The organism is Microbacterium sp. H37-C3, from assembly GCF_027157935.1.
Taxonomy (GTDB): Bacteria; Actinomycetota; Actinomycetes; order Actinomycetales; family Microbacteriaceae; genus Microbacterium; species Microbacterium plantarum.
In genome coordinates, this window is sequence record NZ_JAPVLR010000002.1 from 739390 (window position 1) to 765816 (window position 26427).

Annotated in this window: 24 protein-coding genes and 1 tRNA gene; 14 read left to right on the top strand and 11 right to left on the bottom strand. The window is 69.5% G+C overall.

Translation table 11 applies throughout. The features are described from left to right. The first annotated feature begins 8 nt into the window (after positions 1–8). Positions 9–1376 carry an NAD-dependent succinate-semialdehyde dehydrogenase gene (locus O1W71_RS08515; RefSeq protein ID WP_269267430.1) on the top strand — a complete coding sequence of 456 codons (1368 nt, stop codon included), beginning with the start codon at positions 9–11 and terminating at the stop codon, positions 1374–1376. A gap of 95 nt (positions 1377–1471) precedes the next feature. Here the strand turns inward: O1W71_RS08515 and O1W71_RS08520 are convergent, their stop codons facing one another. The 3 genes from O1W71_RS08520 to O1W71_RS08530 all read right to left on the bottom strand — a co-directional run bounded on the left by O1W71_RS08520 (position 1472) and on the right by O1W71_RS08530 (position 7694). Beyond that, a complete protein-coding gene (locus O1W71_RS08520; protein WP_269267431.1) occupies positions 1472–4258 on the bottom strand; it encodes a tetratricopeptide repeat protein in 2787 nt (928 codons plus the stop codon). 36 nt (positions 4259–4294) lie between these two features. Continuing rightward, positions 4295–6142 carry an HSP90 family protein gene (locus tag O1W71_RS08525; RefSeq protein ID WP_269267432.1) on the bottom strand — a complete coding sequence of 616 codons (1848 nt, stop codon included), beginning with the start codon at positions 6140–6142 and terminating at the stop codon, positions 4295–4297. Between the two features lie 154 nt (positions 6143–6296). Beyond that, positions 6297–7694, bottom strand: coding sequence for an HNH endonuclease signature motif containing protein (locus tag O1W71_RS08530; protein ID WP_269267433.1), 1398 nt, complete (start codon positions 7692–7694; stop codon positions 6297–6299). A gap of 245 nt (positions 7695–7939) precedes the next feature. On the opposite strand from O1W71_RS08530, the gene O1W71_RS08535 reads away from it, so the two are divergent. From O1W71_RS08535 to O1W71_RS08560, 6 genes are all read left to right on the top strand, one after another. Beyond that, positions 7940–8012 (top strand) — tRNA-Trp (locus tag O1W71_RS08535). 44 nt (positions 8013–8056) lie between these two features. Then, positions 8057–8314 carry a preprotein translocase subunit SecE gene (secE, locus tag O1W71_RS08540; RefSeq protein WP_114588099.1) on the top strand — a complete coding sequence of 86 codons (258 nt, stop codon included), beginning with the start codon at positions 8057–8059 and terminating at the stop codon, positions 8312–8314. 74 nt (positions 8315–8388) lie between these two features. After that, positions 8389–9450, top strand: a complete 1062-nt coding sequence (nusG, locus tag O1W71_RS08545) for a transcription termination/antitermination protein NusG (RefSeq protein ID WP_181574192.1) — start codon at positions 8389–8391, stop codon at positions 9448–9450. 216 nt (positions 9451–9666) lie between these two features. Continuing rightward, a complete protein-coding gene (rplK, locus tag O1W71_RS08550) occupies positions 9667–10098 on the top strand; it encodes a 50S ribosomal protein L11 (protein ID WP_023952050.1) in 432 nt (143 codons plus the stop codon). 13 nt (positions 10099–10111) lie between these two features. Beyond that, positions 10112–10801 carry a 50S ribosomal protein L1 gene (gene rplA, locus O1W71_RS08555; protein WP_112616874.1) on the top strand — a complete coding sequence of 230 codons (690 nt, stop codon included), beginning with the start codon at positions 10112–10114 and terminating at the stop codon, positions 10799–10801. Between the two features lie 86 nt (positions 10802–10887). Continuing rightward, entirely contained in the window at positions 10888–11931 is a 1044-nt protein-coding gene (locus O1W71_RS08560; RefSeq protein ID WP_269267434.1) for an NAD(P)H-dependent flavin oxidoreductase, read from the top strand. 37 nt (positions 11932–11968) lie between these two features. Here the strand turns inward: O1W71_RS08560 and O1W71_RS08565 are convergent, their stop codons facing one another. Both O1W71_RS08565 and O1W71_RS08570 read right to left on the bottom strand, forming a co-directional pair. After that, the gene (locus tag O1W71_RS08565; RefSeq protein ID WP_114588097.1) at positions 11969–12244 is read right to left on the bottom strand and encodes an acylphosphatase; all 276 of its coding nucleotides are present in this window, start codon (positions 12242–12244) and stop codon (positions 11969–11971) included. Between the two features lie 14 nt (positions 12245–12258). Next, on the bottom strand, positions 12259–12876 hold the full coding sequence (locus tag O1W71_RS08570) for a LysE/ArgO family amino acid transporter (protein WP_269267436.1): 618 nt from the start codon (positions 12874–12876) through the stop codon (positions 12259–12261). Between the two features lie 71 nt (positions 12877–12947). Here O1W71_RS08570 and O1W71_RS08575 point away from each other — a divergent pair, with 71 nt between their 5' ends. After that, entirely contained in the window at positions 12948–13847 is a 900-nt protein-coding gene (locus O1W71_RS08575; RefSeq protein WP_269267437.1) for a LysR family transcriptional regulator ArgP, read from the top strand. A gap of 111 nt (positions 13848–13958) precedes the next feature. Here the strand turns inward: O1W71_RS08575 and O1W71_RS08580 are convergent, their stop codons facing one another. The 3 genes from O1W71_RS08580 to O1W71_RS08590 form a co-directional block, all read right to left on the bottom strand. Then, complete coding sequence (locus tag O1W71_RS08580; protein ID WP_269267438.1) at positions 13959–14987, bottom strand: NADP-dependent oxidoreductase; 1029 nt, start codon at positions 14985–14987, stop codon at positions 13959–13961. A gap of 142 nt (positions 14988–15129) precedes the next feature. Further along, the gene (locus tag O1W71_RS08585; RefSeq protein WP_112616995.1) at positions 15130–15648 is read right to left on the bottom strand and encodes a MarR family winged helix-turn-helix transcriptional regulator; all 519 of its coding nucleotides are present in this window, start codon (positions 15646–15648) and stop codon (positions 15130–15132) included. A gap of 10 nt (positions 15649–15658) precedes the next feature. Then, on the bottom strand, positions 15659–17365 hold the full coding sequence (locus O1W71_RS08590; protein WP_240309684.1) for an MDR family MFS transporter: 1707 nt from the start codon (positions 17363–17365) through the stop codon (positions 15659–15661). Positions 17366–17553: 188 nt separating this feature from the next. Here O1W71_RS08590 and O1W71_RS08595 point away from each other — a divergent pair, with 188 nt between their 5' ends. Further along, a complete protein-coding gene (locus O1W71_RS08595; protein ID WP_269267439.1) occupies positions 17554–18066 on the top strand; it encodes a 2'-5' RNA ligase family protein in 513 nt (170 codons plus the stop codon). Positions 18067–18092: 26 nt separating this feature from the next. Here the strand turns inward: O1W71_RS08595 and O1W71_RS08600 are convergent, their stop codons facing one another. Both O1W71_RS08600 and O1W71_RS08605 read right to left on the bottom strand, forming a co-directional pair. Further along, on the bottom strand, positions 18093–18752 hold the full coding sequence (locus O1W71_RS08600) for a YqaJ viral recombinase family protein (protein ID WP_269267441.1): 660 nt from the start codon (positions 18750–18752) through the stop codon (positions 18093–18095). Between the two features lie 161 nt (positions 18753–18913). Then, the gene (locus O1W71_RS08605) at positions 18914–19888 is read right to left on the bottom strand and encodes a hypothetical protein (protein ID WP_269267442.1); all 975 of its coding nucleotides are present in this window, start codon (positions 19886–19888) and stop codon (positions 18914–18916) included. Between the two features lie 439 nt (positions 19889–20327). Between O1W71_RS08605 and rplJ the strand changes: the two genes are divergently transcribed. Then, positions 20328–20816, top strand: a complete 489-nt coding sequence (gene rplJ, locus O1W71_RS08610) for a 50S ribosomal protein L10 (protein ID WP_112613525.1) — start codon at positions 20328–20330, stop codon at positions 20814–20816. Positions 20817–20864: 48 nt separating this feature from the next. Continuing rightward, complete coding sequence (gene rplL, locus O1W71_RS08615) at positions 20865–21248, top strand: 50S ribosomal protein L7/L12 (RefSeq protein WP_023952029.1); 384 nt, start codon at positions 20865–20867, stop codon at positions 21246–21248. Positions 21249–21331: 83 nt separating this feature from the next. On the opposite strand, the gene O1W71_RS08620 is transcribed toward rplL, so the two are convergent. After that, entirely contained in the window at positions 21332–22381 is a 1050-nt protein-coding gene (locus O1W71_RS08620) for a LacI family DNA-binding transcriptional regulator (RefSeq protein ID WP_269267445.1), read from the bottom strand. A 268-nt stretch (positions 22382–22649) separates the two neighbouring features. Between O1W71_RS08620 and O1W71_RS08625 the strand changes: the two genes are divergently transcribed. The 3 genes from O1W71_RS08625 to O1W71_RS08635 all read left to right on the top strand — a co-directional run bounded on the left by O1W71_RS08625 (position 22650) and on the right by O1W71_RS08635 (position 26403). After that, positions 22650–23984: an ABC transporter substrate-binding protein gene (locus tag O1W71_RS08625; RefSeq protein WP_269267446.1), complete on the top strand. Its 1335-nt coding sequence runs from the start codon at positions 22650–22652 to the stop codon at positions 23982–23984. A gap of 110 nt (positions 23985–24094) precedes the next feature. Then, positions 24095–25432 (top strand): carbohydrate ABC transporter permease, encoded by a 1338-nt coding sequence (locus tag O1W71_RS08630; RefSeq protein ID WP_112613531.1) that lies wholly within the window; start codon positions 24095–24097, stop codon positions 25430–25432. After that, a complete protein-coding gene (locus O1W71_RS08635; protein ID WP_112613533.1) occupies positions 25432–26403 on the top strand; it encodes a carbohydrate ABC transporter permease in 972 nt (323 codons plus the stop codon). Before O1W71_RS08630 ends, O1W71_RS08635 begins: the two co-directional genes overlap by 1 nt. The last annotated feature ends 24 nt before the right edge of the window (positions 26404–26427 follow it).

Here is a 26427-nt window from a genome sequence, read left to right on the forward strand (position 1 = left end):
GAGAACCGATGAGCACGTATGCCGTGACCAACCCCGCCACCGGCGAGACGCTGGCGACGTACGACCCCGCGACCGACGAGGACGTCGAGCGCGCCCTGGCTGCCGCGGACGAGGCGTACCGCACGTGGTCGCGCGTCGTCGCGCCGGCTGAGCGGGCCGACCGTCTGCGCCGCGTGGCCGAGCTGCACCGCGAGCGCCGCGACGATCTGGCCGCCATCATCGTGCGCGAGATGGGCAAGCCGCTCGCCGCGGCGGAGGGCGAGGTCGATTTCGCCGCCGACATCACCGCGTACTACGCCGACCACATCGACGAGATCACCGGCGACACCCCGATTCCGATCGAGGGGGAGGGTGCCGCGGTCATCCGGCGCAGCCCGCTCGGCGTGCTGCTCGGCATCATGCCGTGGAACTTCCCGTACTACCAGGTGGCCCGTTTCGCGGCGCCGAACATCGCGGTCGGGAACACCATCCTGCTCAAGCACGCGCCGCAGTGCCCCGAGTCCGCCGCCGCGATCGACGCGATCTACCGCGACGCGGGCTTCCCGGCCGGGGTCTACACGAACCTGTACCTGAGCAACGAGCAGGCCGCCGATGTGATCGCCGACCGCCGCGTGCAGGGCGTCTCGGTGACCGGGTCGGAGCGCGCCGGATCGGCGGTCGCCGAGATCGCCGGTCGCAACCTGAAGAAGGTCGCGCTCGAGCTCGGCGGGTCAGACCCGTTCATCCTGCTCTCGACCGATGATCTGGATGCCGCGGTGTCGGCGGCCGCCGAGGCGCGTCTCGACAACGTGGGACAGTCGTGCAGCGGAGCGAAGCGGTTCATCGTGGTCGATGGACTCTACGACGCCTTCGTCGAGAAGTTCGCCGCGGCGCTGGCCGACGCGAAGGTCGGTGACCCGTTCGCCGACGACACGGTCCTCGGGCCGCTGTCGTCGCTGACGGCGGCGGAGCGGCTGGCGGAGCAGGTCGACCGAGCCGTGGCGCAGGGGGCGACCCTCGTGACCGGCGGACGCCGCGACGGCGCCTTCTACCCGGGCACGGTCCTGACCGGCGTGACACCGGAGATGGATGCCTACCGCGAGGAGTTCTTCGGTCCCGTCGGCGTGGTCTACCGCGTTGCGGATGAGACCGAGGCGATCGAGCTCGCCAACGACACCCCGTTCGGGCTCGGGTCGTACGTGTTCACGACGGATGCCGAGCAGGCTGAGCGTGTGGCCGATGCGATCGACGCGGGAATGGTCTACATCAACCTCGTGCTCGCGGACGAGGCCGGGCTGCCGTTCGGCGGAGTCAAGCGCAGCGGCACCTCACGCGAGCTCGGGCTCCTCGCCGCCGACGAGTTCGTGAACAAGAAGCTCATCCGTACGGGCGCCTGACCCGTCGCGGGAGCCCACGGAGCAGCACGAAGGGCGCGCCGAGCGGATCGGCGCGCCCTTCGTCGTGGGTTATCGGGGTCGTGGGGTGACCGGGCTCAGGCGTCGAGCAGAGAGCGGACCTCCGCGGCCTCGGCGGGGCGGCCGAGAGCCTCATAGACGTCGCCGAGCTCGCCCGCAGCCACCTGGAGCAGCGGCGGGATCTCCGCGGCACGCTCCATGACCGACCGATAGAGCGGCACCGCGTCGGCCGCGCGCTCGTGCTGCGTGAGGACGCGTGCGGCGAAGAGCTCGGACGCGCCGGCAGAGCCCGCGTCGCCGACCTCGGCGAAGCCGTCGGCGGCCTGCAGAGCGGTGGCGACCGCCTCGTCCGCCTGCCCGAGCATCGCGAGCGCGCGGGCTCGGGAGTCGGTGATGTCGGCGGCGAGCCACGGGGCACCGAGACCGGACGCGATCTCGTGGGCCTCGTCGAGGGCTGTCAGCGCCTCCTGCTCGCCGCGGGCGGCGCGAACCTGGCCCTCCGAGTGCCGCGCTTCGGCGAGCAGGCCGCCCTGGTCGGGCTCCGTGCGCGCGATCGCGACCGCCGTCTCGAGCGAGGCGAGGGCGTCGTCGAACTCTCCGAACCGGTGCAGCAGGCGACCGTGCGACAGGAGGGCGTTGGCGCGACCCACCGGGGCCTCTCCCTCATCGAACAGCTCGGCGGCGAAATCCCAGGCGCCGACCGCGCGGCCGGGTTCGCCGGCGTCTTCGAAGGCGCGGGCCAGCAGCATGAGCGTCTGGGCGCGAGACGCCGCGGGCTCCTCGCGGTCGGTCTCGTCGGAGTAGACGTTCACGAGCAGCTCGGCGGCCTCGTCGGCCGAACCGCATGCGAGCAGCGCCCGCGCGAGGCGGTACTGCACCGCGGTCACGGAGTCGCCGTTCTCCGTCGCGGCCCGCTCGGCGAACCGGTAGCGCGCGACTGCCTCGCCCGGAGCGCCGGCGTCCTCGTTCAGCGCGGCCGCGAGCACGTATGCCCCCGGGAGCACGCTGCGCGCGTCGAGCTCGACGAGGATGCGGCAGAGCTCGTCGGCGTCGGCCACGCCGTCGAGGAACCTCTCCTGTCCGCCGCGCATGCGAGCGCGCAGGCCGAGCAGCCGGGCCCGTGCGCCCGCCCCGAGCGTGGGGTCCTCGAGGGCCGCGGTGATCGTCGCGTCGCACTCGTCGAACGCCCCCACGGCGCCCTGGAACGACGCGCGCGCGAGCGTGACGATGCGCCGCAGGTCGTCGTCACCCAGGGCGGCGTCGCGGTCGCGGGCGTCGTCGAAGAGGCCGCGGGCCGTATCGGGGTCGCTCTCGGCGACGGCCATGCCGAGCACGACCTCCACGATCGCGTGCAGGCGCGGCGGCAGGCTCTCGCCGCCGGCGAGGAGTGCGCGAAGCGTCTCGAGGTCGTCGGGGGTGCCGCGTCCGAAGAGCGCGAGCCCGGCGCGCTCTTCGACCCGGGCCTCCGCGTCGCGACCGGCGGCGCGGAGGGCGTCGAGACGGTCCTGCAGGGCCGCTTGAGCGCCATCGAGGTCGTCGCGCGCGACAAGAGCGGCGATGCGCGCCGAGTGGAGCTTTGCGCGCTGCTCGAGGGTCGCGCCGGGGAGGGCGGCATCCGCCGCAGCCAGGGCCTCGGAGGCGCCGTAGTCGCCGAGGTCGATCGCCCGCTGGACGAGCTCTTCGGCCGACCGTGCGGCCACGGGGGCGACCCGGGGGAGCAGGGGCTCGGCGCTGAGGGGGAGCGAGTAGCGCTCCTGCCCGACGGCCCAGGCCCGGTCGAGGCGTCGGCGGTGACCGTCGGTGCCGTCGCGGCGATCGAACTCGCCGGCGATCCGCTCGGCCTCCGAACGCATCACCGCGGCCAGCTCGGCGGCGCGCCACGGGCCGTCGTGGTCGCCGAAGAATGCGCGGAGCCGGTCGGAGTCGGCGCCGCGCACGATGGTGTCGGCGTGACCCGCGGCGCTGACGGCTTCCAGGGCGATCGCGAAGGCGGTGAGGGCGGAGAGATGGCCGTCGACGCCGAGCGCGTCGTGCGCGAGCCAGTCGAGGTGGCGTTCGACGAGCGAGAGCGCCCGTGCCTCGTTGCCGGTGATGGCGCAGAACACGATGTTGTCGGCGACGATGGCGAGGTTGTCCGCGTTGTCCTTCGCGAGCCGGTAGCTGCGCAGGTGGGCGAGGCGGGCTTTGTCGTATTCGCCCGCGTGCAGGTACGGAACGAGCGACCGTGCGAGCGCGTGCTCCGGCTCTTCGCCGCACGAGAAGTCGCCCTCGACGAGCTCTTCGACGAGGCGGATCGCCTCGTCCTCGCGGTCGGTGTCGATGAGGTAGCCGGCGACGACGCTGCGGACGCACGCCTCGCAGTGGCTGTGGCTGTCGCGGGGTGTCGTCTCGAGCTTGGTGCGCAGCTGTTCGGCCTCGTCGAGGCGGCCGGCCATCCACGCGTTCTCGAAGCGGGCCATGAGGACGCCGCTCTGACCGAGCCCGGCGGCGCGGTAGTGGTTCTCCATGTCGTCGAGCACGGCGGAGATCTGTTCGCGGTCGAACGCCGGGGATGCGGCCAGGCTGTCGGCCATCCACTTGAACTGCCACATGAGGTCGGCGGTCTCGTCGCCGAGGTCGGCGGGGAAGCGCTCGGGGTCGTCGTCATGCTTGCCGAGGCACCACGCGAAGGAGGTCAGCATCGCCTCGGTGTCGCCGCTCATGCAGGCGGACGAGGTCAGCCGCATCCGGGCCCGGTACTCCAGGGGCTCGTCGCCTGCCTCGACGGCGAGGGCGATGGCCTCGTTGATGAGGGCTCGCTCTTCGATGCCGACCGGGGTGCGGTCGATCTGCTCGAACAGTTCGAGGATGCGGTCGCTGGTCATGCTGTCCTTTCGTGGGGGCCGAGGCGCGGGATGCGGTCAGGACGCAGGGCGCGCTGAGAGCTCGACGAGCGCATGGAGCGCGCCCATCATGAGCGCGCGGTCGTCGCCGCTGAGGGGGCGCTGCGCGGCGAGGAGCGCCTGGACGTAGAGGAGGTGGACCGTGCGTGCGAAGGCGAGGTCGTCGGGGATGTCCAGGAGCGAGCGCACGACCGAGTTCTGCCAGTTCAGGCACAGCCGAACGCCCCCGGACGCGCTCTCGGGCGACGCCGGGCGCAGCTTCTCGGCGGTCGCGTCGATGCGGTCCATGACGCTTCCCCACAGCGGGCTGCCCACTGATCGGGCGCGGCCACGGTCGATCGCGCGCAGCGCTTCGGCGCCGGCGAGGTAGACCGCCGGGATCTCGGCGGCGTCGAGAGAACGCACCGCGACGGTGCAGCTGACAGCAGACAGGGCGGAGCTCGCGCGCTCCTCCAGTGCGATGACGCGGGCGCGGTCGTCGAGCGGGGGCGGATCGAGCCGGTCGAGTTCCTCAGCGAGGTCGACGTGCTCGACCGTGACGCCGTCGAACACGAGCGGGAGCAGGCGCACCAGTTCGGCGTCGAACAGATATCCGCCGTTGACGAGCGGCTGCCGCGGGTCGGCGATGCCGGCGATCTGGCGGTACTCGTCGACCGTCTCGACGTATCGAAGGTGGGGGAAGCGGCCGATCAGGTCGCCGACCCGCATCCGGCCGTGCGTGGTCTCGACACTCAGCCATCGCACGATGAAGGCGGCGAGCTCGTCGTCATGACGCACGAGCGACTTGAGAGCGACTTCGTGAACCGCGACGAATTGCGCGAGACGGTGCGGTTCGGTCAGGCCGAGGTCGAGCACCCAGCGCCGGATCGCGGCTCCGAGCTCGTGGCGGGTGTGCTCGAGAGCCTCGTCCTCGACCAGCGCCTCCCGGCTGGCGGTCGGGCTGAGCGTCGTGGAGTCGATCACGGCCCGGACGAAGAAAGCCCAGTCGGGCAGGATGTCGTCGGCGTTCTCGCTCAGCAGCATCCGGCCGAGGTAGACGCGGGTGGCCTGCCGGGCGCCGGGCGGGGGAGCGTAGGGGAGGACGTACGCGGTTCCGACGGTGTCGGTTCCCGGGACGTGCAGGGGAATCGCGTCGAACGGGTCCTGGCCGAGCAGATCGCGCCCGTAGGCCCAGCGCGCCGCCTCGTCGATGCCGGTTGTGGCGGCACGGAAGGGAGGCGTGCGGGTCGTCAGCTGCTCGCCGCCGGGAAGGTCGACGCGCACCGTGATGGGGAGGAACTCGCCGAAGGTCTCGGCCAGCTCGACCGTCGCGGGCGTGCTGAGGAGATCGCGTTGGCCCGGGCGCGGACGCAGGTGCACGCTCGTGCCGACCGGGAGGTCGTCGGGAATCGTCCGCACCGTGAACGTGCCGTCGGCGTTGCCCTGCCATTCGACGGCGTCGCCCCCGCGCGCGCTCCGCGATCGGATGACGATCGTCTCGGCCACCATGAAGCACGACAGCAGTCCGATGCCGAACTGCCCCAGGAAGTCGCTCCTGGGCAGGTCGAAGATGTCGCGCTTCGAGCTGCGGCCGACCGTCGCGAGGAGGTCCGTCACCTCTGAGGCGGTGAGCCCGATGCCGTCGTCGCGCACGATGAACTCGTCACTGCGGTCGCTGAGCGGGGTGATGCGGATGCCGCTCGACTGGCGCGGCATCCCGGCGGGGGATGTGCTCTCTTCGAACTCTGCCCGAGCGGTGATCGCGTCGCAGGCGTTCTGCATCAGCTCTCGCAGGAAGACGCGAGGACCCGAATAGATGTGTTGACTCAGGAGGTCGACGATGCCGCGAAGGTCGACCTGGAACTGCTGTGATCGTCCGGTATTCATCCGCCTGATTTCGTTTCGGGTAAGCACCACCGATGGCGTCCTCGGTGCGACAGCAGAGCGTAACAGTTGCCGGTAAGGGCGCATTTCTGATTCGCGTCCAGAATCGACGCGCAGTTATCGACCGCCGCCTCATGCTCATGGCAACCGGACCGGTTCAGAAGGGTGGCGGCTCGTCGGGCGGTCCGCTGGATGCGGCGTGCGGTGGCGGATCCGTGGTGTCGATGGTGAAGCAGACGGCCGGTATGGGGGCGTCTTCGCGGTAGATCCGGCCGAGGGGTGAGGTCCATTCGAGAACGCCGCCGCCGACCTGTCGGACTTCCCACTTGGTGAATTGCTTCATGGAGTGGTGTCGTTGGCAGAGGTGGGCGAGGTTGAAGATGTGGGTATGCCCACCCAGGGCATGGTCGATGGTGTGATCCAGTTCGCAGCGGATCGCGGCTCGTCGGCATCCGGGGAACCGGCAGTGCTGGTCGCGGGCCATCAGGAGTTGCTTCATCGACGCGGTGGGTCGGTAGGTGTCGATCTCGACCGGGGTGCGGGTGACGGGGTCGATGAAGAGCCGGTCCCACTCCGATACCTGCCCGGCGAGCTGCCGGACGGTGTCGGCATCGACGAGCCCGGCCCCGACGGCTTCGGCGGGGCTCTCATCCTTGCCCATCAACGTCTCGGCGGTGACCGCGACCTGAACGCGTGCCCGAATCGCGCCGAGCCCACCGGCCCGGTCGGTCCCGTAGGTCGGGTCGACCACGGGCGCCCCGCCGAGTACGAGGTCGCCGAGGATGTCGGCCCGCAGCTGGTCCATCGTCCTGGTGTCGGCGGGTTCACCCGACCCAGCGGCATCCGCCCCGTCGCTCTCCGCCCCGTCGCTCTCCGCCCCGTTACTCTCCGCCCGGGCGTCCTTCACCGACTGCCCCATCTGCGTGAGTCGGTCGAGCATCCCGGCAGCGATAACCGTCGGAAGGTTCGCGACGAGATTCGACATCCCATCCGACCCGTGGAACACGCGCACGCACCGTTCGGCGGCCGCGGTCTTGTGCCGTTCAGTGAACGCCTGCGGGTGAAGCCGGGCCGCCAATGCGTCCAGCGCACCCCGCACCCGTGAGGGCACATCCCGCTCGCACACCGCGATCGCGGCTTCCTCGTACGCCGACCGCACCTCGTCAGGCACCTTTGCGCCGACGCGCACGACCACATCCACGTGGCCACGTTCGATCCGCCGCTGCACCCACGCCTCGAACACGGCCGGGTAATCGTCGATGACGGTCATCGCGTGGTCGATCTCGCCCTGCAGGCGCCGGTCCGTCAGCCGCGCCATCCCCGCGGCCTCGGCCGCGACCGACCGCAGCTCCATGTCCGACGCCATGCCTCGCACGCCGTCACGGCGCGCCTCACGCAGAGCCGACCGCCCCAGCTCCGCCAACGCCCGAACCCGCGAAACATCAGCCGCATGAACCTGGTCGAGCGCGTCCGCGAACACGGAGAACGCCTCGGCGTGCGGCGACGCATCCGAGGCAGCGCCGCCCCTAAGCCTCCAACCGCAGTTCGTTTTCATGTTCCCATCCTGGCGCCCACCTCAGACATTCCCATCGAATGTACGTACCCCTGTGGGTAACTCGTCGCACGTCCCGCCGAGGGAGGAGCCCGTGCCGAAATCGCGCCGACGTTCGCGACCCTGGCAGTCATGACGTACACTGAGAGGAGCAGTCGAAATCTGCATTCTTTCGCCATGCCCAAGCGTCGAAGACTCGACGGCGGTGGAGGAATGCGGGCGTAGACCCCGGGGTCCGAAGGATCTCTAGGGCGGTAGCTCAATTGGCAGAGCAGCGGTCTCCAAAACCGCAGGTTGCAGGTTCGATTCCTGTCCGCCCTGCGCGTCGGCGTCAGCCGGCACACGGAAGGTATCAGGTGGGTTCGATGGTCCAAGAGGGTGGCGAAGTCGTCGCCGCAGGTGGCGCGCCCCGCGAGAAGAAGCCCAACATCTTCGCGCGGATCATCATCTTCATCCGCCAGGTGTTCGCCGAACTCCGCAAGGTCGTCACCCCGACCCGCCAGGAGCTCGTGAAGTTCACGGCAGTGGTCCTCGGATTCGTCGTCGTCATGATGGCGCTCGTCTACGGCCTCGACGTCCTGTTCGTCTGGATCACGACCGTCGTCTTCGGCGTCCCGGGCTGATCGACGGGCCCAGCCCGCACGACCCGCGAATGCCTGCCAGCCAGGCATCCCGACAACCGATGGAAGAGAACGCAGTGTCAGAACGCATCCCCGACGACGTCGATTGGGCCACGGCCGCCGAGCAGTCCAGCGAGGACGACGAAGCCCAGGAGGGCAACGTGCTGGCAGGCCAGGAGCGCGCCTCCGACGCCGCCGAGCACGCCGCCGTCCACGTCGTGGACGATGAGGCCGAGCAGGACGACACCGACCTCGACGGTGTGGAGATCGACGACCCCGAGGCCGACGCCGTCGTGAACGACGCGCTCGAGATCGACGAGACCGCCGAGGCCGAAGCCGCCGCGGAGGTCCTGACCGACTCCCTCGAGGAGGAGATCGCCGAGCAGGCCGCTGAGGCGGCCGACGAGGTCGAGCCCTACGACGGTCCCGAGCCCGACGTCGAGGTCTCCGAGGAGGCCGTCGACTACCTCTCCGAGTTCGAGGCCGCCGCCGGCATCGAGATCTCCGTCGGCGACGACGAAGACCCGTACGAGGCGTTCCGTACCGAGCTGCGCATGCTGCCGGGCAAGTGGTACGTCATCCACTCTTACGCCGGGTTCGAGCGCAAGGTGAAGGCCAACATCGAGCAGCGCAAGTCGACGCTCGAGGTCGAGGAAGACATCTACCAGGTCGAGGTCCCGATGGAGGACGTCGTCGAGATCAAGAACGGTCAGCGCAAGATGGTCACGCGCGTCCGGATCCCCGGCTACGTGCTCGTCCGCATGGAGCTCACCGAAGACACCTGGTCGGTCGTCCGCCACACCCCCGGTGTCACCGGCTTCGTGGGCAACGCCCACAACCCCACGCCGCTGCGCTTCGACGAGGCGTTCAACATGCTGAAGTCGCTCGTCGAGGTCAAGGAAGCGGCTCCCGCCAAGGCCGGCGCGGCGAAGGGCGTCGCCGCCCCCACACGCAGCGTCGTCACCGAGGTCGACTTCGAGATCGGCGAGACCATCACGATCAAGGAGGGCTCGTTCGCCGGCCTTCCCGGCTCGATCAGCGAGATCAAGCCCGAGAGCGGCAAGCTCACGGTGCTCGTGTCGCTCTTCGAGCGCGAGACGCCCGTCGAGCTCTCGTTCGACCAGGTCACCAAGCAGTAACGCGACATCGCGTCGACGAGCGCCCCTCCGCCACCCGGCGGCCGGGGCGCTTCGTCGTCCCGGCGCCGCCCTCGCCAGCATCCTCGAAGCCGAGGATGCGGTAGGCTTGGGGAGTTTGCGGGCGCTTGTGCGCCTGCATGACACAACCGCCGCTCGGAGATGCCGGGCGTGCGGGAGAGGGATGCCGCCGGCATCCGCTCGACGAAAGGAAAACGAATGGCACCGAAGAAGAAGGTGACCGGCCTGATCAAGCTTCAGATCAACGCCGGAGCAGCCAACCCGGCGCCGCCGATCGGCCCCGCGCTCGGTCAGCATGGCGTCAACATCATGGAGTTCTGCAAGGCGTACAACGCCGCGACCGAGTCGCAGCGCGGAAACGTCATCCCCGTGGAGATCACCGTCTACGAGGACCGCAGCTTCACGTTCATCCTGAAGACCCCGCCCGCCGCGGAGCTCATCAAGAAGGCCGCCGGAGTCGCCAAGGGTTCGGCCACGCCTCACACGACCAAGGTCGCGAAGCTCACGAAGGACCAGGTCCGCGAGATCGCCGAGGCCAAGATGCCCGACCTGAACGCCAATGACATCGAGGCCGCCTCGCTGATCATCGCCGGCACCGCCCGTTCCATGGGCATCACGGTCGAGAGCTGAGGGGGAGAACACAATGGCTAAGTCCAAGGTTTACGAAGCAGCCGCGGCGAAGATCGACCGCGACAAGTTCTACAGCTCCACCGAGGCCGTCGCTCTGGCGAAGGACACCGGTTCGAAGAAGTTCGACTCGACCGTCGAGGTCGCGCTGAAGCTCGCTGTCGACCCGCGCAAGGCGGACCAGATGGTCCGGGGCACGGTCATCCTGCCCCACGGCACGGGCAAGACCGCTCGCGTCATCGTCTTCGCGACGGGCCCGGCCGCTGAGGCCGCCATCGCCGCCGGCGCTGACGAGGTCGGTGGCGCCGAGCTCATCGAGAAGGTCGCCGGCGGCTGGACCGCTTTCGACTCGGCCGTCTCGACGCCCGAGCTCATGGGCCAGGTCGGCCGCCTGGGCAAGGTCCTCGGTCCCCGAGGCCTCATGCCCAACCCGAAGACCGGCACCGTGACCCCCAACCCGGCCAAGGCCGTCGAGGAGATCAAGGGCGGAAAGATCGAGTTCCGTGTCGACAAGCACGCCAACGTGCACTTCGTCGTCGGCAAGGCGTCGTTCTCGGCCGAGCAGCTCGAAGAGAACTTCAACGCGGCGGTCGAGGAGATCGTCCGTCTGAAGCCCTCGAGCGCCAAGGGTCGTTACATCCAGAAGGGCGCCGTGTCGACCACGTTCGGCCCCGGCATCCCGCTGGACGTCAACGCGCTCGTCTGATCGCGATTCGCATGAACGGGGTCTCACCTTCGGGTGAGGCCCCGTTCGTCGTTCCGGGCTCGCCCGGATCGCGCTAGCGTCGGCTCATGCGGCATTCCCTCACCGATGTCCTCGGAATCGATCTGCCCATCGTGCTCGGACCCTTCGGGGGTCTGTCGTCCGCGGCGCTCACGGCCGCGGTCAGTGAGGGAGGTGGACTCGGGTCGTTCGGGCTATACGGGTACGACGGCTCGCGGATCCGCGAGACCGTCGCGTCGATCCGAGAGCGCACGGCCCGCCCGTTCGCTCTCAACCTGTGGCTGCCGCTCGGCGACGAGGTCACGCCGGACGGAGTGGATGCCGCGCCGTCGCGCGACGCGCTGCGGCCGCTCTACGCCGCCGCGGGCGCGGCCGTACCCGAGCTGCCGGAGCGCTTCCTGCCGCCGCTCGAGGAGCAGCTCGCTGCGATCTGGGAGGTACGACCCGCGGTCCTGAGCGTGGTGTTCGGCGTGCCCGCGTCGGCGGTCGTGGAAGACGCGCATCGGCTGGGCATCCGCGTGATGGGGGCCGCCACAACGGTAGCCGAGGCGCGGGCGCTCGAGGCCGGCGGCGTCGACGTCATCGTCGCGAGCGGCGCCGAGGCCGCGGGTCACCGCGTTTCGTTCCTCGGGGCGCCGGAGGATTCCCTCGTGGGGACCTTCGCTCTCGTGCCGCAGGTCGTCGACGCCGTGTCCGTGCCGGTGGTCGCCGCGGGCGGCGTTGCCGACCGGCGCGGCGTCGCCGCAGCGTTCGCCTTGGGGGCCTCGGGGGTGCAGGTCGGGACCGCCTTCCTCCGGACGCGACAGTCGGCCGCATCCGAGGGTCATCGCGCCGCGATCGCCGGGGCGCAGGACACGTCGACGGTGCTCACGCGTGCGATGAGCGGGCGCCTCGCGCGCGGCATCCCGAATCGCGCCGTCCGCCACATCGAGTCCACGGGGGTGATCGCGCCCTTCCCGGCGCAGAACTGGCTCACGGGAGTCTTCCGCGCCGCCGCCGGGGGTGATCCGGAGCTTTCGTCGCTGTGGGCGGGCCAGGCCGCAGGTCTCGCCACGCGAGACGACGCGGGAGACGTGCTGCGCGAGCTCGCCGCCGGGCTGCCGGCGTCGTGAAGCAGGTCGCGGCGCCGACGCGGTGCCGCGACTTCGGTCACTGAGTGTCGCGAACCTCGAAGCCCATCGAGCCGATGCGCGCCGCGTCGGTGACCCGCGCCGCGTCGACCCGCGCCCCGGGAGGGCCCTCCGCCATCCAGGCGAGCACCGCGTCGACAGCGTCATCCGTGCCTTCCAGGGCAGCCTCGACGGTGCCATCGCTACGGTTGCGCACCCAGCCGGCGACGCCGCGCCTATCAGCTTCGAGCAGCAGGCTGTAGCGATATCCGACGCCCTGGACACGGCCCTCGACGACCACGTGAACGCTTCGCATCCCCTCATCCTGCCTCACGGCCAGACGAGGCTCACGGCGAGGACGATCATGACCAGGGCGACGAACCCGTCGAGCACGCGCCACGCGCTCGGGGTCGCGAGCACGCGCCCGAGGAGGCGCGCTCCGAACGCGAGCGCGAAGAACCAGACGACGCTCGCCGTCACAGCGCCGACAGCGAACCAGGCGCGGTCGTCGCCGTGGGTCGCGGCGATGCTCCCGAGGAGGAAGACGGTGTCGAGGTAGACGTGGGGGTTCAGCCAGGTCAGCGCGAGGCACGTGAGCGCGACGGCGGCGCGGCGGGCCGGCGCGGGGCGCTCGGTCGCCGCCTGCGCGTCGAGAGCTTGCCCGCTGGGGCGCCAGGCACGACGAGTAGCGAGCAGGCCGTAGGCGAGGAGGAACGCCGCACCGGCCCACCGCACGACGGGCACCAGCCACGGCAGGCCCGCCACCACCAGGCCGAGGCCGGTCACCCCCGCGACGATCAGCACGGCGTCGGATACGGCACAGATGGTCGCGACGAGCAGAACGTGTTCCCGCCGGATGCCCTGCCGCAGCACGAACAGGTTCTGCGCGCCGATGGCGACGATGAGCGACAGGCCGAGGCCGAGGCCCGAGAGAGAAGCGGAGAGCACGAGTCGACGCTAGGGTCGCAGGTCGGTATAGTCCAGTTCATGGATCTGCAGTTGATGAAGTACAGCTGAAGATGCGCGTTCCGGTCGAGCTGGTCGAGACCCTCGCGGTGATCCTCGACGAGGGGAGCCTGGATGCCGCCGCGCGTCGTCTGCACATCACGCCATCAGCCGTGAGCCAGCGGGTGCGGGCTCTGGAGCGCGTCGCCGGCCAGGTTCTGCTCGTGCGGTCGAAGCCTGCGCGCGCGACCGAGGCGGCGCACCGCTTCGTGCGCTACGCCCGTCAGCTCGCCCTGCTCGAGCGCGACGCGTTCGAGGGGGCCGACGAAGAGGCCACGAGCGTTTCGCTCGCGGTGAACGCCGACTCGCTCGCGACGTGGTTCCTGCCGCCGCTCGCGCGGGTCGCGTCCGCACGGGATGTCGTGTTCGACCTGCATCGCGACGATCAGGACTTCACCGCCGGCCTGCTCGAGAGCGGAACGGTCATGGGCGCGGTGACCTCTCGGCGGGTTCCGGTGGCGGGATGCCGGGTGTCGGCGCTCGGCGCGTTGCGGTACGAGGCGGTCGCAACGCCCGCCTTCGCGAGGCGATGGTTCGCGGAGGGCGCGGGCGTGGGCGCAGGACCCGATCGCGCCGGACTCGCGTCGGCGCCGGTCGTGGACTTCGACCGTCGCGACGAGCTGCAGACCCGGTGGCTGCGCGGCGCGGGTGTGGCTGCCGCCGCGCCGCCGCGGCACCGCGTCCCGGCATCCCAGGACTTCGCGACCGCCGTGCTGCTCGGCCTCGGGTGGGCGCTCCTGCCGACACTGCAGTCACGCGTGCACGTGGAACGGGGCGAGCTGGTGCGGCTCGGGGGAGACGACATCGTCGTGCCGCTGTACTGGCAGCAGTGGAACCTCGCTTCGCCGCTCCTCGACGCGGTCGCCGAGGAGATCGTCGCAGAGGCCCGGCGCGTGCTCGAACCCGTCGCGTGAGCCCGAGCTCGGCTCGCCGAGAGTGCACGCTCGTCGCGAGAGTGTCGCTATGACGGTGCGTCGTGGGCGCGAGGGTGCGCGCTCGGCGAAACCCGGCCGTCGGGCGGGGGCTCAGGATTCCGCGACCGTGAGGACGACCTTTCCGCGGGAGTGACCCCGCTCGACCTCGATGTGAGCGGCGGCGACATCGGCGAGGTCGTGGACGCTGTCGACGAAGACCTGGATGGCGCCCGAGTCGAGCAGACGGCCGAGGGTGGCCAGCACACTGCCGTCGGGGATCACCTTGTACCCGGTCGCGCGTACGCCCGCCGCCGCGGCAGCCTCGGCGTACCCCGGCCATCCGCCGGTCGGAACCATGACGTACAGGCCCCCCGGACGCAGCACCCCGAGCGAGCGGGAACCGGTGTCGTCGTGCACGTTGCCCACGAGGTCGATGACGACATCCATCTCGCCGACGACGTCCTCGAAGCGCGTCGTCGCGTAGTCGATCGCGACCGAAGCGCCGAGCTCGCGCAGCCAGGGCAGGTTGCGGTCCGAGCCGGTGGCGGTCACCTGTGCGCCGAAGTAGGCGGCGAGCTGCACAGCGAAGTGACCGACCCCGCCCGATCCGGCGTGGATCAGCATCCGCTGTCCCTCGTGCGCGTGGGCGGTCTCGACCACCAGCCCCCAAGCGGTGAGCGCGGCGAGGGGAACCCCCGCCGCCTCCACATGCGACAGGCTCGCGGGCTTCCGGGCGACGGACAGCGAGGGCACGACGGCGTACTCCGCGTAGCTGCCACCCGACCGGGGGAACGGCAGCATGCCGAAGACCTCGGTGCCCGGCTGCAGCTCGTGGGTCTCGTAGGGGCTCGCGACGACCACGCCGCTGAAGTCGAAGCCGAGGGTGCTCGGCCAGCGATCGATGAGTCCTGCCACCCCGCGCCCCAGCCGCGTCTTGGTGTCGATGGGGTTCACACCGGCGGCCACCACTCGCACGAGCACTTCGCTCAGGGCGGGAGAGGGCACCGGGACATCGGCCACGCGGAGAACCTCGGCCGCACCGGGTTCATCGAACACGACGGCTCGCATCGTCTCGGGCGGCGTCTCGGCCGGCGTCGTCGGCTGGGAGGCGGTTGCTGTGCGCAGCGGCCGGAATCTCATCCGTCGCTCCTTCCTCACACCGCGGCGTCGGCGGCGATGATGCTCGGTCGATCTCAGTCAATCGTGAGATTGTCTCGACCGTGTTACGCCGCGGTCACCGGAGGGAGAAGCTCGGCGTCGCCGGGAGCGGGAGCGAGGGCGTTCAGTCGGGCGTCTCGGATGACGACAGGGCGTGGAGCAGCCGGGTGAGCTCGCGGATGTCGTCAACGTGCCACGACTCGAGCGCGGTCAGCAGCGAGTTCTCGCGCGGCGCGCGGACGGCGTCGAGCCGGCGGATGCCGTCGGGGGTGGCCGAGAGCAGGCTCGAGCGGCCGTCGGCGGGGTCGGGCGTGCGCTGCACGAGCTGGAGCTCCTCGAGCTCGCGGACCGTGCGGCTGATCTGGCCCTTGTCGGAGTGGAGCGTCTCGGCGAGGGCGGAGAGCGTGATCTCGCCACGGCGCGCGATCGTCGTGAACACCTTGTACGCGCCCGGGAGCATTCCCGGGCTCAGCCGGTCGGCGTTCTCGGCGAACAGCCGCCGGACGTGCGTGAACAGCTCACCGAACTCGAGCTCGAGCGCTCGGACGGCCGCGGTGCGCTCGTCGTCGAAGACCGATCCCCACGGGCCGGGAGTCCCGGGGGTGGTGCACCCCCGGGACTCGGCGGACTCTCGCGCGGTCATCCCGATCACCCTATCGAGCCGAGCGGCGCGTCTCCGCGTCGACCGGGGCGTCGGAGTCTGCGGCATCCGTATGGACGGCGCCGGTCGCGGTGAGGGCGTTCATGCCTTCCGGAACCGACACGGTGGCCAGGTCGGCCTCGCCGGCCTGCAGACGCTCGGTCGTGGTCATCGTCGTCAGCGGCTTGTTCGGCAGGAACACGATCGCGATCAGGCTCAGGACCGCGAACGGCACGGCGATGAGGAACGAGTGCGAGATGCCGGTGGCGTAGATGTCCTCGAAGACGATCCGCAGCGCCTCGGGCATCGCCGAGACCTGGGGGAGCGTGCCCGACTGCAGCTGCGCGGCCCAGGTCTGGGCCTGGTCGCCGAGCGACATCAGCGCGGCCTGGATGTCGTCCTTCCGATCGCTGACGAGCGTGGTGACCTGCGAGGCGAGCGCCGCCCCCATGACGGAGACGCCGATCGTGCCGCCGAGGCTCCGGAAGAACGTCACACCCGAGCTCGCGACGCCGATCTCGGTGGGGCGAGAGGTGTTCTGCACGACGAGCACGAGGTTCTGCATCGTCATGCCGATGCCCGCACCGAGCATCGCCATGTAGATCGAGACGAGGGTGAAGTCGGTGTCGTAGTGGATCGTGGACAGCAGGCTCGCCCCGCCGATCAGCAGCAGCGCGCCGACGATGAGGAACGGCTTCCAGCGCCCGGTCCGCGTGATCAGCGCGCCCACGCCGATCGAGGCGACGAGCAGTCCGCCGATCATCGGGATGGTCATGAGGCCGGCCTCGGTGGGGGTGGCTCCACGGGCGAGCTGCATGTACTGGCTGAGGAACACCGAGGCGCCGAACATGGCGATGCCCGTCGCGATCGACGCGATCACCGAGAGGGTGAAGGTCAGGTTGCGGAAGAGCGTGAGGGGCACGAGCGGCTCGCGCACCTTGAGCTCGGTGATCACGAAGAGCACCGCGCCGATGACGGCGCCACCGACCATCAGGAGAGTCTCGACGCTCATCCACTCGAACGAGTCGCCCGCGAGCGTCACCCAGATCAGCAGCAGGGAGACGGATGCCGACAGCAGCACGATGCCGAGGTAGTCGATGCGCGTCTCCTTGCGCGGGTGCGCGGGGATGTGGAGCGTGCGCTGCACGATCAGCAGGGCGGCGACGGCGACGGGGAGGGCGACGAAGAAGTTCCAGCGCCAGCCCCAGGCATCGGTGATGACGCCGCCGAGCAGCGGGCCGCCGATCGTGGCGACGGCCATGACGGCGCCGAACAGGCCCATGTAGCGGCCGCGCTCGCGCGGGCTGATGATGTCGGCCATCAGCACCTGGCTGAGGGCGGCGAGGCCACCGGCGCCGATGCCCTGCACCGCGCGGAACGCGATCAGCATCTCGGGGGACTGCGAGAAGCCGGCAGCAGCGGTCGCCAGCACGAAGATGACGATCGCGAGCTGGTACAGCACCTTGCGGTTGGTGAGGTCAGCGAGCTTTCCCCAGATCGGGGTCGAGATCGCGGTCGTCAGCAGAGTCGCCGTGACGACCCACGTGAAGGCGGCCTGGGTGCCCTCGAGATCGTGGATGATGACTGGCAGCGAGGTCGAGACGACGGTCGAGGCGAGCATCGACACGAACATGCCGAGCAGAAGGCCCGAAAGGGCCTCGAGCACGCCGCGGCGCGACATGTTCTTCCCCTCGGGTTGAGTGGATGCGGAAGCGGACATGAGTCCTCCTGGGATTCGGACGGACGCGGCTGCGTTGGCGCGGATCGTCGGCGGACGGTACTTCGGTAGCCGCGGGGCGGCGTAACTGGTTGACGAAAGTCAACCGTTGAGATCGGTCAACTATATGTTCAATCGTTGAGTTACGTCAACTATTCCCGCGCGCGCTTCGCTGCGACAAGGATGGGGACGTGTTCAGTGTGGAGGCGCTTCCCGATACCCGCATCGAGGTGGCCGTGCGGGCCGATTGGCAGCGGCTCATCGAAGCCGACCTGCCCAGCGCGGGGCGGCATCCCTCGGAATCGAACCGCCCCCACGTGACTCTCGCGGTGCGCGACGACCTGTCGACGGATGCTGGGCGCGAACTGGCGCGTCTCGGTGACGCCCTGCCGGTGGAGTGCCGGCTCGGTGGCGCGGTGGTGTTCGCTGCGGGGGAGAGGTTCGTCCTGGCCCGGCCCCTCGTCATGACGGCCGCGCTGCTGAGGTTTCACGCCCGCATCGTCGACCTCATCGGACCGCCGCCGGTGCGCTACGCCGTCACCGCGGCAGACCGATGGACACCGCACATCACCCTGGCGCGCCGGATGACTGCGGAGCAGATCGGACGCGCGCTCGGCATCGTCGGGGCGCCGACCCTTGAGGGTGAACTGACCGGACTGCGCCTCTGGGATGCCGAGGCCAAGGTGGTCACGCCGCTGGCGTGATCGCCCCGCCCGTGACGAGAGGCCGGTCAGTCGCTGAGGGCGAGGGCTCGAAAGGGTTCGCGCGCGCGCGATGCGACGATCCGCGGCGCTTCCGCCGCGCGCCGCTGCATCGTGCGGCGGTACAGCTCGTCGATGAGATCGGTCGCGAGATTCACGAGTGATCGGATCTCGCGCTCGTCGCGGTCGACCCACGCGCAGCGCGGCTCGTCGTCGATGGGGACGAAGTCGTCGTGCTGCTCCCACACCACGAGGGTGCGCTCGGCGCCGAGGACGTGCTGCTGCCACCACACCTGACGCAGATAGGTGCGGGGGATCGAGCGCCAGCTCTTGTTCGTGGTCTTGATCTCGGCGAGGGTGACACGGCCGTCGGCATCCACCATCACGCCGTCGGGCGTGGCGAGGTGTCGCTTCTCGACCACGGCGTGGAAGAGCGCGGACGATGGCTGGATGCCGTGCGTCGCAGCGACCCAGGCGGCGATCTCCGGCTCGCGGCGGCGACCGTGGTCGGTGTACGCGTTGCCGGAGAACCCCGAGCCCATGAGCTTGGCGTCGGCGGCGCGCGCAATCGCCTTCGGGCTCGTCAGCGCCGCGACGTCCGTCGCCGTGATGCCCCGCGAGCGAGCCCGGATCCACGCCACGCGGTCGCGCGAGTCCGCGACGAAGCGAGCAGCGAGTTCGGGTGACACGCCTTCGACCCTAACCCCGCCCGCCCTCCCTCCCCGCCCTTGCCCCTCGGCGTGCCCCCGCCCCACCCCACCTCACGCGTAGGCGTCGAGTGCACGACATCCCTTCGACCGCACGGCATCGGTGCGTAGATGTCGCGGTCATTCGGCGGCAAGCCGTGCGCTCAACGGGGAGGGTGGATGTTGAATGCCCTGAGGTGGGCGGCGAGGGTTGACGGGGAGGTGACGTGACGAGGTTCCCAGCGCACGAGGCGGCGCCCAGTTGTACCCCGGATCCAGTCTTCGCGGCGCTTCTCGTCGAGGACCGTCCTCTCTGCCGAGCGGGCTGAGCGGAGCTCCGGGTCGAGGTACTTGCCGACGCCGTCGCATTCGCCCCAGGCATCGGCGTCGTCGAGGCCGAAGTCGACGCGGTACCAGCCCGCACCGCGCGGGCCAGCGATCGGCACTTGCAGCCGGACCGACCGGAAGCCGAGTTGGTGCAACCGGAACCGGCTCACGCTTTCCAGGGTCGACTCGGCCCGGCCGTCGGCGAAGCCCGCCACCCATCGAGCCCGCCTGATCCCTCGCGCCGCGCCCGCCTCGGCGATCCGAGCGGACATCGCCATCCGCCAGTCGTCGGGGGAGCGGCCCGTGCGGTCGCACCAGATCCGTTCCGCGCGGTCGGCCATGACGAGCGCCGCTTCGGGAGTCATGGTGCGCGTGACGTCGAAGACCGTCCGCGCGAGGGAGGTACAGCGGATGCCGTTCACCTCGACGACGTCATGCGCATCGAGAGGCACGCAGTGGCGGAATGCATCGGGGCCGCTGGAGACCCGGGCGCCCGGGGCCGTCGTGAGGTGGACGCGGGCCGGCCGGACGCGATAGAGGTCGAGGCCGTGCAGCACCCCGGCGGACTCGTGCGAGACGACCGCGTGGCCCCGGACCTCGTGCGCGACCGCCATCACATGGAGCAGATGCGCGTCCTCGGCGTAGAGCTCATCGAGCGCGGCACGGTCGACGTACCAGCCGCGTCGCACGTGCACCCGGATGCCGTCCCGCACCGAGCGGTCGATCGAGCGTTCGCTCTCACCCGCCGCGAGCAGGTCGCGTCGGCGGTGGAGCAATGCCCGCACCTCATCCGGTCCTCGTCGTCTGCGCATCCCGCCCATGCTCACCCCCACCCCCACACCCCACCTCATTCCCCCACCCATGTGTGGACACCCCCACCCCACCCCCACATGTGCAGAACTCGCGGCCGGCGCCGAGCGAACGAGCTCGCGCCGAGTGCACGGGCACGCTGCGTAGCGGTGCCGTGCAGTGGGCGGGATGCCGTGCGCTCGGCGCGGGGGTGGGGGGATTTGGGGGATGGGGGGTGTGGGGGTATGGTGGGGGTAAGCCAAAGACCGCTGGTCATCGGTGTGCGCGTGAGCGCACTCGTGATCGAAGCTCTGCACTGCAGGGGCCCGCGCAGGTGACACTGAACTTCTCCTTCGGGAACCGAGCTCCGTGCCTCTGCGCCGGAGCTTTTGTCTTGTCCGGGGCTGGTCGAGGCCGGCGCTCCGCCACCGCGGGGCGTCAGGCACACATCAAGGAGTGACCATGGTGCAGAAGGACGCATCGGTCGCCGAGCTCACGAAGTCATTCGAGGACTCGACTGCCGTTCTGCTGACCGAGTACCGCGGTCTGACGGTGGCCCAGCTCAAGCAGCTGCGCAACAGCATCCGTCAGGACGCGAACTACGCCGTGGTGAAGAACACGCTGACCAAGATCGCCGCGAACAACGCGGGGATCACGGCGCTCGACGAGGACCTCAAGGGTCCCTCGGCCGTGGCGTTCGTGCACGGCGACTTCGTCGCCACCGCCAAGGCTCTGCGTGACTTCGCCAAGGCCAACCCGCTCCTCGTCATCAAGGGCGGCATCTTCGAGGGCAACGCCCTCACCGCCGACGAGGTCAACAAGTACGCCTCGCTCGAGAGCCGCGAGGTTCTGCTGGCCAAGGCCGCGGGCATGATGAAGGCGACGATGGGCAAGGCTGCCGCCACCATCGACGCGCTTCGCGAAAAGCTGGAGACCGCCGACGCCGCGTGAGCGACAGGCGAGCTCTTACACCAACCCCATCTATCTAGGAGATACATCATGGCGAAGCTTTCCACCGAGGAGCTGCTCGAGCAGTTCGCCGGCCTGACCCTCGTCGAGCTCAGCGAGTTCGTGAAGGCGTTCGAGGAGAAGTTCGACGTCACCGCTGCTGCCCCCGTCGCCGTTGCCGGCGCCGCTGGTGGCGCTGGTGCCGCTGAGGCCGAGGAGGAGAAGGACTCGTTCGACGTCATCCTCGAGGCTGCCGGCGACAAGAAGATCCAGGTCATCAAGACGGTCCGCGAGCTCACCTCGCTGGGCCTCGGCGAGGCCAAGGCTGTCGTCGACGGTGCTCCCAAGGCCGTCCTCGAGGGCGCGAACAAGGAGACCGCCGAGAAGGCGAAGGCCGCTCTCGAAGAGGCCGGCGCGACGGTCACCCTCAAGTAATTCCCCGCTCTCACTCGAGAGCAGCACGACGGCCCCGGATGCTGCATCCGGGGCCGTCGTCGTATGCGCGGGTCGTGCCGGACTCAGTCGCGGCGGGTGAGGGTCGAGTCCCGGACGGCGACGGAGCTGTGTCCGGGTGCTCCCGCCGTCGTCCCCCGGACCACCATGCGCGGCTTGATCCGCATCGTCACGGTGTCGGCATCGGGGTCTTCGATGTGGCGCAGGAGCAGCTCGACCGCGGCCCGGCCCTGCTCGTGCGGCACCTGTCGCAACGTCGTCAGGGCGAACATCTCGGCGTTGACGTGGTCATCGATCCCGACGACGCTCAGTGACGACGGGACGAGGATGCCGAGACGGCGTGCGGCGATGATCGCTCCGATCGCGACGTCGTCGCATGCCGCGACGATGCCCGTGGGTCGGGCGGCGGGGTCGCTCAGCAGGTCGACCGCGGCAGCGTAGCCGGCGGGCATCGAGAGTTCGGCCGGCACCCGCGAGATCTCGTCGGCCAGGCCGGCGCGGCGCATCTCCGATTCGTAGCCGGCGTAGCGCTCGGACTCGACGTGAGGCCAGCGCGTCGAGTCGGTGCCGCCGAGGAACGCGATACGGCGATGCCCGAGCTCGACCAGGTGCGCGGTCGCGAGAGCGGTGGCGTGCGCGTCGTCGAGCGTGACGAGGCTGGTGTCACCCTCGGTGCCGATCACGCTGACGACCGGCTTGCCGAGGGCCAGCAGAGCATCGAGCTCGCTCTCGGCCGGTTCGAGGCCGACCGCGATGACGCCATCGAAGCGCCGGCGCGCCAGGAAATCCTCGAACACCCGCCGCCGGGTCTCCGTTCCCGGGCGGGCGTCGTACAGGGTGAGGTCGAGGCCGTGCTCGAGCAGCGCCGCCTGGATGCCCTCGAGGACTTCCCCGAAGAACCATCGGCTGACGTGGGGCATGACGACGCCGACGGTCTGGGTTCGACCGGTCGCGAGGCTCATCGCCGACGAATGTGCCACGTAGGACAGCTCGCGTGCCGCGGCCGTGACCCGTCTGCGGGTCTCGTCCGACACGTACCCGCGTCCGGTGAGGGCGCGGCTCGCCGTCGCTTTCGACACCCCTGCACGGGTGGCGACGTCGGCGATGGTGCTCATGGGACCTCCTCGTCCGTTCGGGGAGACCTGCCGCGGGACTCCACCCGAGCGTAGCGTTTCGCACGGCTCTCGGGAACCGGTTCCAGGCACCGAATATGTGAGCGCTCCCACGAGGCGGCGCATTACCACATGCGATGGTTGTCATTCCGTGATATTCCGCTGGTTGTGCCGAACTCGACGGGACAGTAGGTTGTCCTGGAATCGGTTCCCCAATGGATGCGGATAAGGCTCCTCCGGGTGAACGATGATCCCGATAGAGGAGAAGTACATGGCATTGTCACAGCGATACCGTCTTCTTGCCCCCGTCGCCCTCGTGGGCGCGGCAGCACTGGTGCTGGCTGGGTGCGCCGAAGGCGGCGGCGAAGGCGGCGGCGAGGGCGGCGGCGACGCGAAGACGACCGTCCGCATCTCGGGCGGCATCACCGGTGGTGAGGCTGACGCGCTCAACGAGTCGTTCGCGCAGTTCACCGAGGACACCGGCATCAAGGTCGAGTACACCGGAGACAAGTCGTTCGAGGGCAACATCGTCACCAAGGTGACCGGTGGGGACGCCCCCGACATCGCGATCGTCCCGCAGCCCGGCCTGCTGAAGACCCTCGTCGAGACCGGCAAGGTGCTGCCCGCGCCCGAGGCGGTGGAGAGCGCCGTCGACGAGAACTGGTCGGCCGACTGGAAGCAGTACGGCACGTTCGACGACACCTTCTACGCGGCGCCCATGCTCGCGAACCTGAAGGGCTACGTCTGGTACTCGCCGAAGCAGTTCGCCGAGTGGGGTGTCGAGATCCCCAAGACCTGGGACGAGATGATCGCTCTCACCGACAAGATCGTGCAGACGACCGGCGGTCCCGCGTGGTGCGCCGGCTTCGCCTCCGACGCCGCCTCGGGCTGGCCGGGCACCGACTGGGTGGAGGACCTCGTCCTGCGCCAGGCCGGCCCCGACGTGTACGACCAGTGGGTGGCCGGTGACGTGAAGTTCACCGACCCGCAGATCAAGTCTGCTTTCGACGCGGTGGGCGAGATCCTGCTCAACCCCGAGTACGTCAACGCGGGCTACGGCGACGTCAAGAGCATCAACTCGACCGCGTTCGGCGACGTGGCCGCGGCTGTCGCGAGCGGTGACTGCGCCCTCACGCACCAGGCCTCGTTCCTGTCGGCGAACTTCCTCGACGTGCAGACCGCCGACGGCGCGACCCCCGAGGTCGCTCCCGACGGTGACGTCTACGCGTTCCTGACGCCGGGGTACACCGAAGGCGAGCTCCAGGTCGAGGGCGGCGGCGAGTTCGTCGCCGCGTTCTCGGACGACGAGTCGACGCAGAAGGTTCTCGAGTTCATGGCCTCGCCCGAGTTCGCTGACGCGCGCGTCAAGCTCGGCGGCGTGATCTCGGCGAACAAGAACGCCGACCCCTCGCTCGCCTCGAGCGAGTTCCTCCAGGAAGCCATGACGACGCTGCAGGACGAGACCACGGTCTTCCGTTTCGACGCATCCGACCTGATGCCGTCCACGGTGGGCTCGGGCTCGTTCTGGAAGGGCATGGTCGACTGGATCGACGGTAAGGACACCGAGACGGTCCTGTCCGACATCCAGGCCGGTTACGAGAACTGATCGTCGCCTGACGATCGGTTGAGCCGAGCGGGGTCGGGCTGCACAAGCCCGGCCCCGCTCCTCCCGTCCGTACCGCCCGGGTACGCCGCTGTACTCAGAAGGGGATCCACATGTCGCAGACGACCGTCGACAGACCCGTCGACACCGAACCTCCCACCACCACGCACGCCACCGATCCGAAGGGGCGGTCGATCACTCGGATCATCGTCGCCGCCGGATTCGCCCTGATCGTCGCCATCCTCCTGCTGCTGATCTTCACCGGATCGAGCGAGGAATCGTCGCGCATCACGATCGGGTTCTCGCTCAACAGCTTCTTCCTCTGGTTGGGCGCGATGAACCCGCTCATCCAGATCCCCGTCATCCTGGCCGTGTTCGGGCTCGTCGTGGGCATCATCCTGGTGCTCATCGAGTACGCGCCCCGCCCGGGTCGCGGCTACTTCATCATGCGGCTCGTCGCGTGCCTGGTCATCCCGGTGCTCGCCTTCCTGCTGCTGCGGCCCTACGCCAACGCCGTCCTCTACGTCGTGGCGATCGCGCTGCTCGTCGGTGCGCTGCTCTTCTTCGCGGACTTCCGGTCGCGTCAGGGCGCGGGCTACCTGTTCCAGCTCATCCTCTTCATGGCCCCGGCCAGCATCATGCTGGCGCTCGGACTGATCTACCCGGCCATCGCCACGATCTTCAAGTCGTTCTACGACAAGTCGGGCGAGCAGTTCGTGGGCCTGGAGAACTACTTCTGGGTGTTCACGAACCCGACGGGCACCGCCTCGGTCGTCAACACGATCCTCTGGGCGCTTCTCGCTCCGACGATCTCGGTCGCCATCGGACTCGCCTACGCGGTGTTCATCGACCGCGCCCGCGGCGAGAAGGTGCTCAAGGTCCTCGTGTTCATGCCGGTCGCGATCTCGTTCGTCGGCGCCGGCATCATCTGGAAGTTCATGTACGACGCGCGCCAGGGCGAGCAGGTCGGCCTGCTCAACGCGATCGTCACGGCATTCGGCGGCGATCCGATCCAGTGGCTCGCCATCAAGCCGGTCATCAACACCCTCATGCTCCTGGTGGTGTTCATCTGGACCCAGACCGGATTCGCCATGGTGATTCTGTCGGCCGCGATCAAGGCGGTGCCGACCGAGCAGCTCGAGGCGGCGCAGCTGGACGGGACCAATGCCTGGCAGCGGTTCCGCAACGTCACGGTGCCCGGCATCCGGTCGTCGCTCATCGTGGTCCTCACGACCATCACGATCGCGTCGCTCAAGGTGTACGACATCGTGGCGGTCATGACCGGCGGTCGCGATGAGACGACCGTGCTCGGCTTCGAGATGGTCAACCAGCAGCAGCGATTCCAGAGCTACGGGCACTCGTCCGCGCTCGCTGTCGTGCTGTTCCTGTTCGTCCTGCCGCTGATCATCTACAACGCCCGATCGATGGCCAAGCAGAGGGAGATCCGCTGATGACCGTTGCAGCCCCGGCCGCGCCCGTCGACACCCGCACCAAGCGCCAAGTGGCGCGCGACACCCGCCGCAACGAGGCGATCGCCCATAAGAAGCTGACGTCGAAGGGCGCGACCATCGCGGCCGTCATCATCGCCGTCTTCTGGACGATCCCGACGTTCGGCCTGTTCGTGACGTCGTTCCGACCCGGTGCCGACACCCAGTCCACCGGCTGGTGGACCGTCTTCACCAATCCCGAGTTCACCCTCGACAACTACGCCGAGGCGCTGACGTCGGGAGGGACGTCCACGACGCTCGCGTCGGCGTTCATCAACTCGCTCGCGATCACCATCCCCGCGACGGTGTTCCCCATCGTGATGGCAGCCCTCGCCGCCTACGCGTTCGCCTGGATCGACTTCAAGGGCCGCAGTGCGCTGTTCGTGTTCGTCTTCGCACTTCAGATCGTGCCCCTGCAGATGGCCCTGGTTCCGCTGCTCAGCCTCTTCTCGGAGGGCCTGACGATCAACGACGTGCCCATCTTCCCCGGCTTCGGCCTGAACGAGGTGCAGTACAGCTTCGCCCGCGTCTGGATCGCCCACGCGATCTTCGCCCTGCCGCTGGCGACTTTCATGCTGCACAACTTCATCGCCGAGATCCCGGGCGAGATCATCGAGGCGGCGCGGGTCGACGGCGCCGGCCACGGGCAGGTCTTCTTCCGCATCATCGTCCCGCTGGCAGCCCCGGCCATCGCATCGTTCGCGATCTTCCAGTTCCTGTGGGTGTGGAACGACCTGCTGGTCGCGACGATCTTCGCGTCGCCGGGCGCGCTGCCGATCACGCAGGCGCTCAACTCGCTGTCGGGCACCTGGGGCAACCGCTGGTTCCTGCAGTCGGCGGGAACCTTCATCTCGATCATCGTGCCGCTGATCGTGTTCTTCGCCCTGCAGCGCTTCTTCGTGCGCGGCCTGCTGGCAGGTGCGACGAAGGGCTGATCGGCAGGATCGGATGCCGCTGGG

Coding starts and splice junctions, on each gene's coding strand:
- O1W71_RS08515 (WP_269267430.1), top strand. CDS start 9: ATGAGCACGTATGCCGTGACCAACCCCGCCACCGGCGAGACGCTGGCG.
- O1W71_RS08520 (WP_269267431.1), bottom strand. CDS start 4,258: ATGACCAGCGACCGCATCCTCGAACTGTTCGAGCAGATCGACCGCACC.
- O1W71_RS08525 (WP_269267432.1), bottom strand. CDS start 6,142: ATGAATACCGGACGATCACAGCAGTTCCAGGTCGACCTTCGCGGCATC.
- O1W71_RS08530 (WP_269267433.1), bottom strand. CDS start 7,694: ATGAAAACGAACTGCGGTTGGAGGCTTAGGGGCGGCGCTGCCTCGGAT.
- secE (WP_114588099.1), top strand. CDS start 8,057: ATGGTCCAAGAGGGTGGCGAAGTCGTCGCCGCAGGTGGCGCGCCCCGC.
- rplK (WP_023952050.1), top strand. CDS start 9,667: ATGGCACCGAAGAAGAAGGTGACCGGCCTGATCAAGCTTCAGATCAAC.
- rplA (WP_112616874.1), top strand. CDS start 10,112: ATGGCTAAGTCCAAGGTTTACGAAGCAGCCGCGGCGAAGATCGACCGC.
- O1W71_RS08560 (WP_269267434.1), top strand. CDS start 10,888: ATGCGGCATTCCCTCACCGATGTCCTCGGAATCGATCTGCCCATCGTG.
- O1W71_RS08565 (WP_114588097.1), bottom strand. CDS start 12,244: ATGCGAAGCGTTCACGTGGTCGTCGAGGGCCGTGTCCAGGGCGTCGGA.
- O1W71_RS08575 (WP_269267437.1), top strand. CDS start 12,948: ATGCGCGTTCCGGTCGAGCTGGTCGAGACCCTCGCGGTGATCCTCGAC.
- O1W71_RS08580 (WP_269267438.1), bottom strand. CDS start 14,987: ATGAGATTCCGGCCGCTGCGCACAGCAACCGCCTCCCAGCCGACGACG.
- O1W71_RS08585 (WP_112616995.1), bottom strand. CDS start 15,648: ATGACCGCGCGAGAGTCCGCCGAGTCCCGGGGGTGCACCACCCCCGGG.
- O1W71_RS08590 (WP_240309684.1), bottom strand. CDS start 17,365: ATGTCCGCTTCCGCATCCACTCAACCCGAGGGGAAGAACATGTCGCGC.
- O1W71_RS08605 (WP_269267442.1), bottom strand. CDS start 19,888: ATGCGCAGACGACGAGGACCGGATGAGGTGCGGGCATTGCTCCACCGC.
- rplJ (WP_112613525.1), top strand. CDS start 20,328: ATGGTGCAGAAGGACGCATCGGTCGCCGAGCTCACGAAGTCATTCGAG.
- rplL (WP_023952029.1), top strand. CDS start 20,865: ATGGCGAAGCTTTCCACCGAGGAGCTGCTCGAGCAGTTCGCCGGCCTG.
- O1W71_RS08620 (WP_269267445.1), bottom strand. CDS start 22,381: ATGAGCACCATCGCCGACGTCGCCACCCGTGCAGGGGTGTCGAAAGCG.
- O1W71_RS08625 (WP_269267446.1), top strand. CDS start 22,650: ATGGCATTGTCACAGCGATACCGTCTTCTTGCCCCCGTCGCCCTCGTG.
- O1W71_RS08630 (WP_112613531.1), top strand. CDS start 24,095: ATGTCGCAGACGACCGTCGACAGACCCGTCGACACCGAACCTCCCACC.
- O1W71_RS08635 (WP_112613533.1), top strand. CDS start 25,432: ATGACCGTTGCAGCCCCGGCCGCGCCCGTCGACACCCGCACCAAGCGC.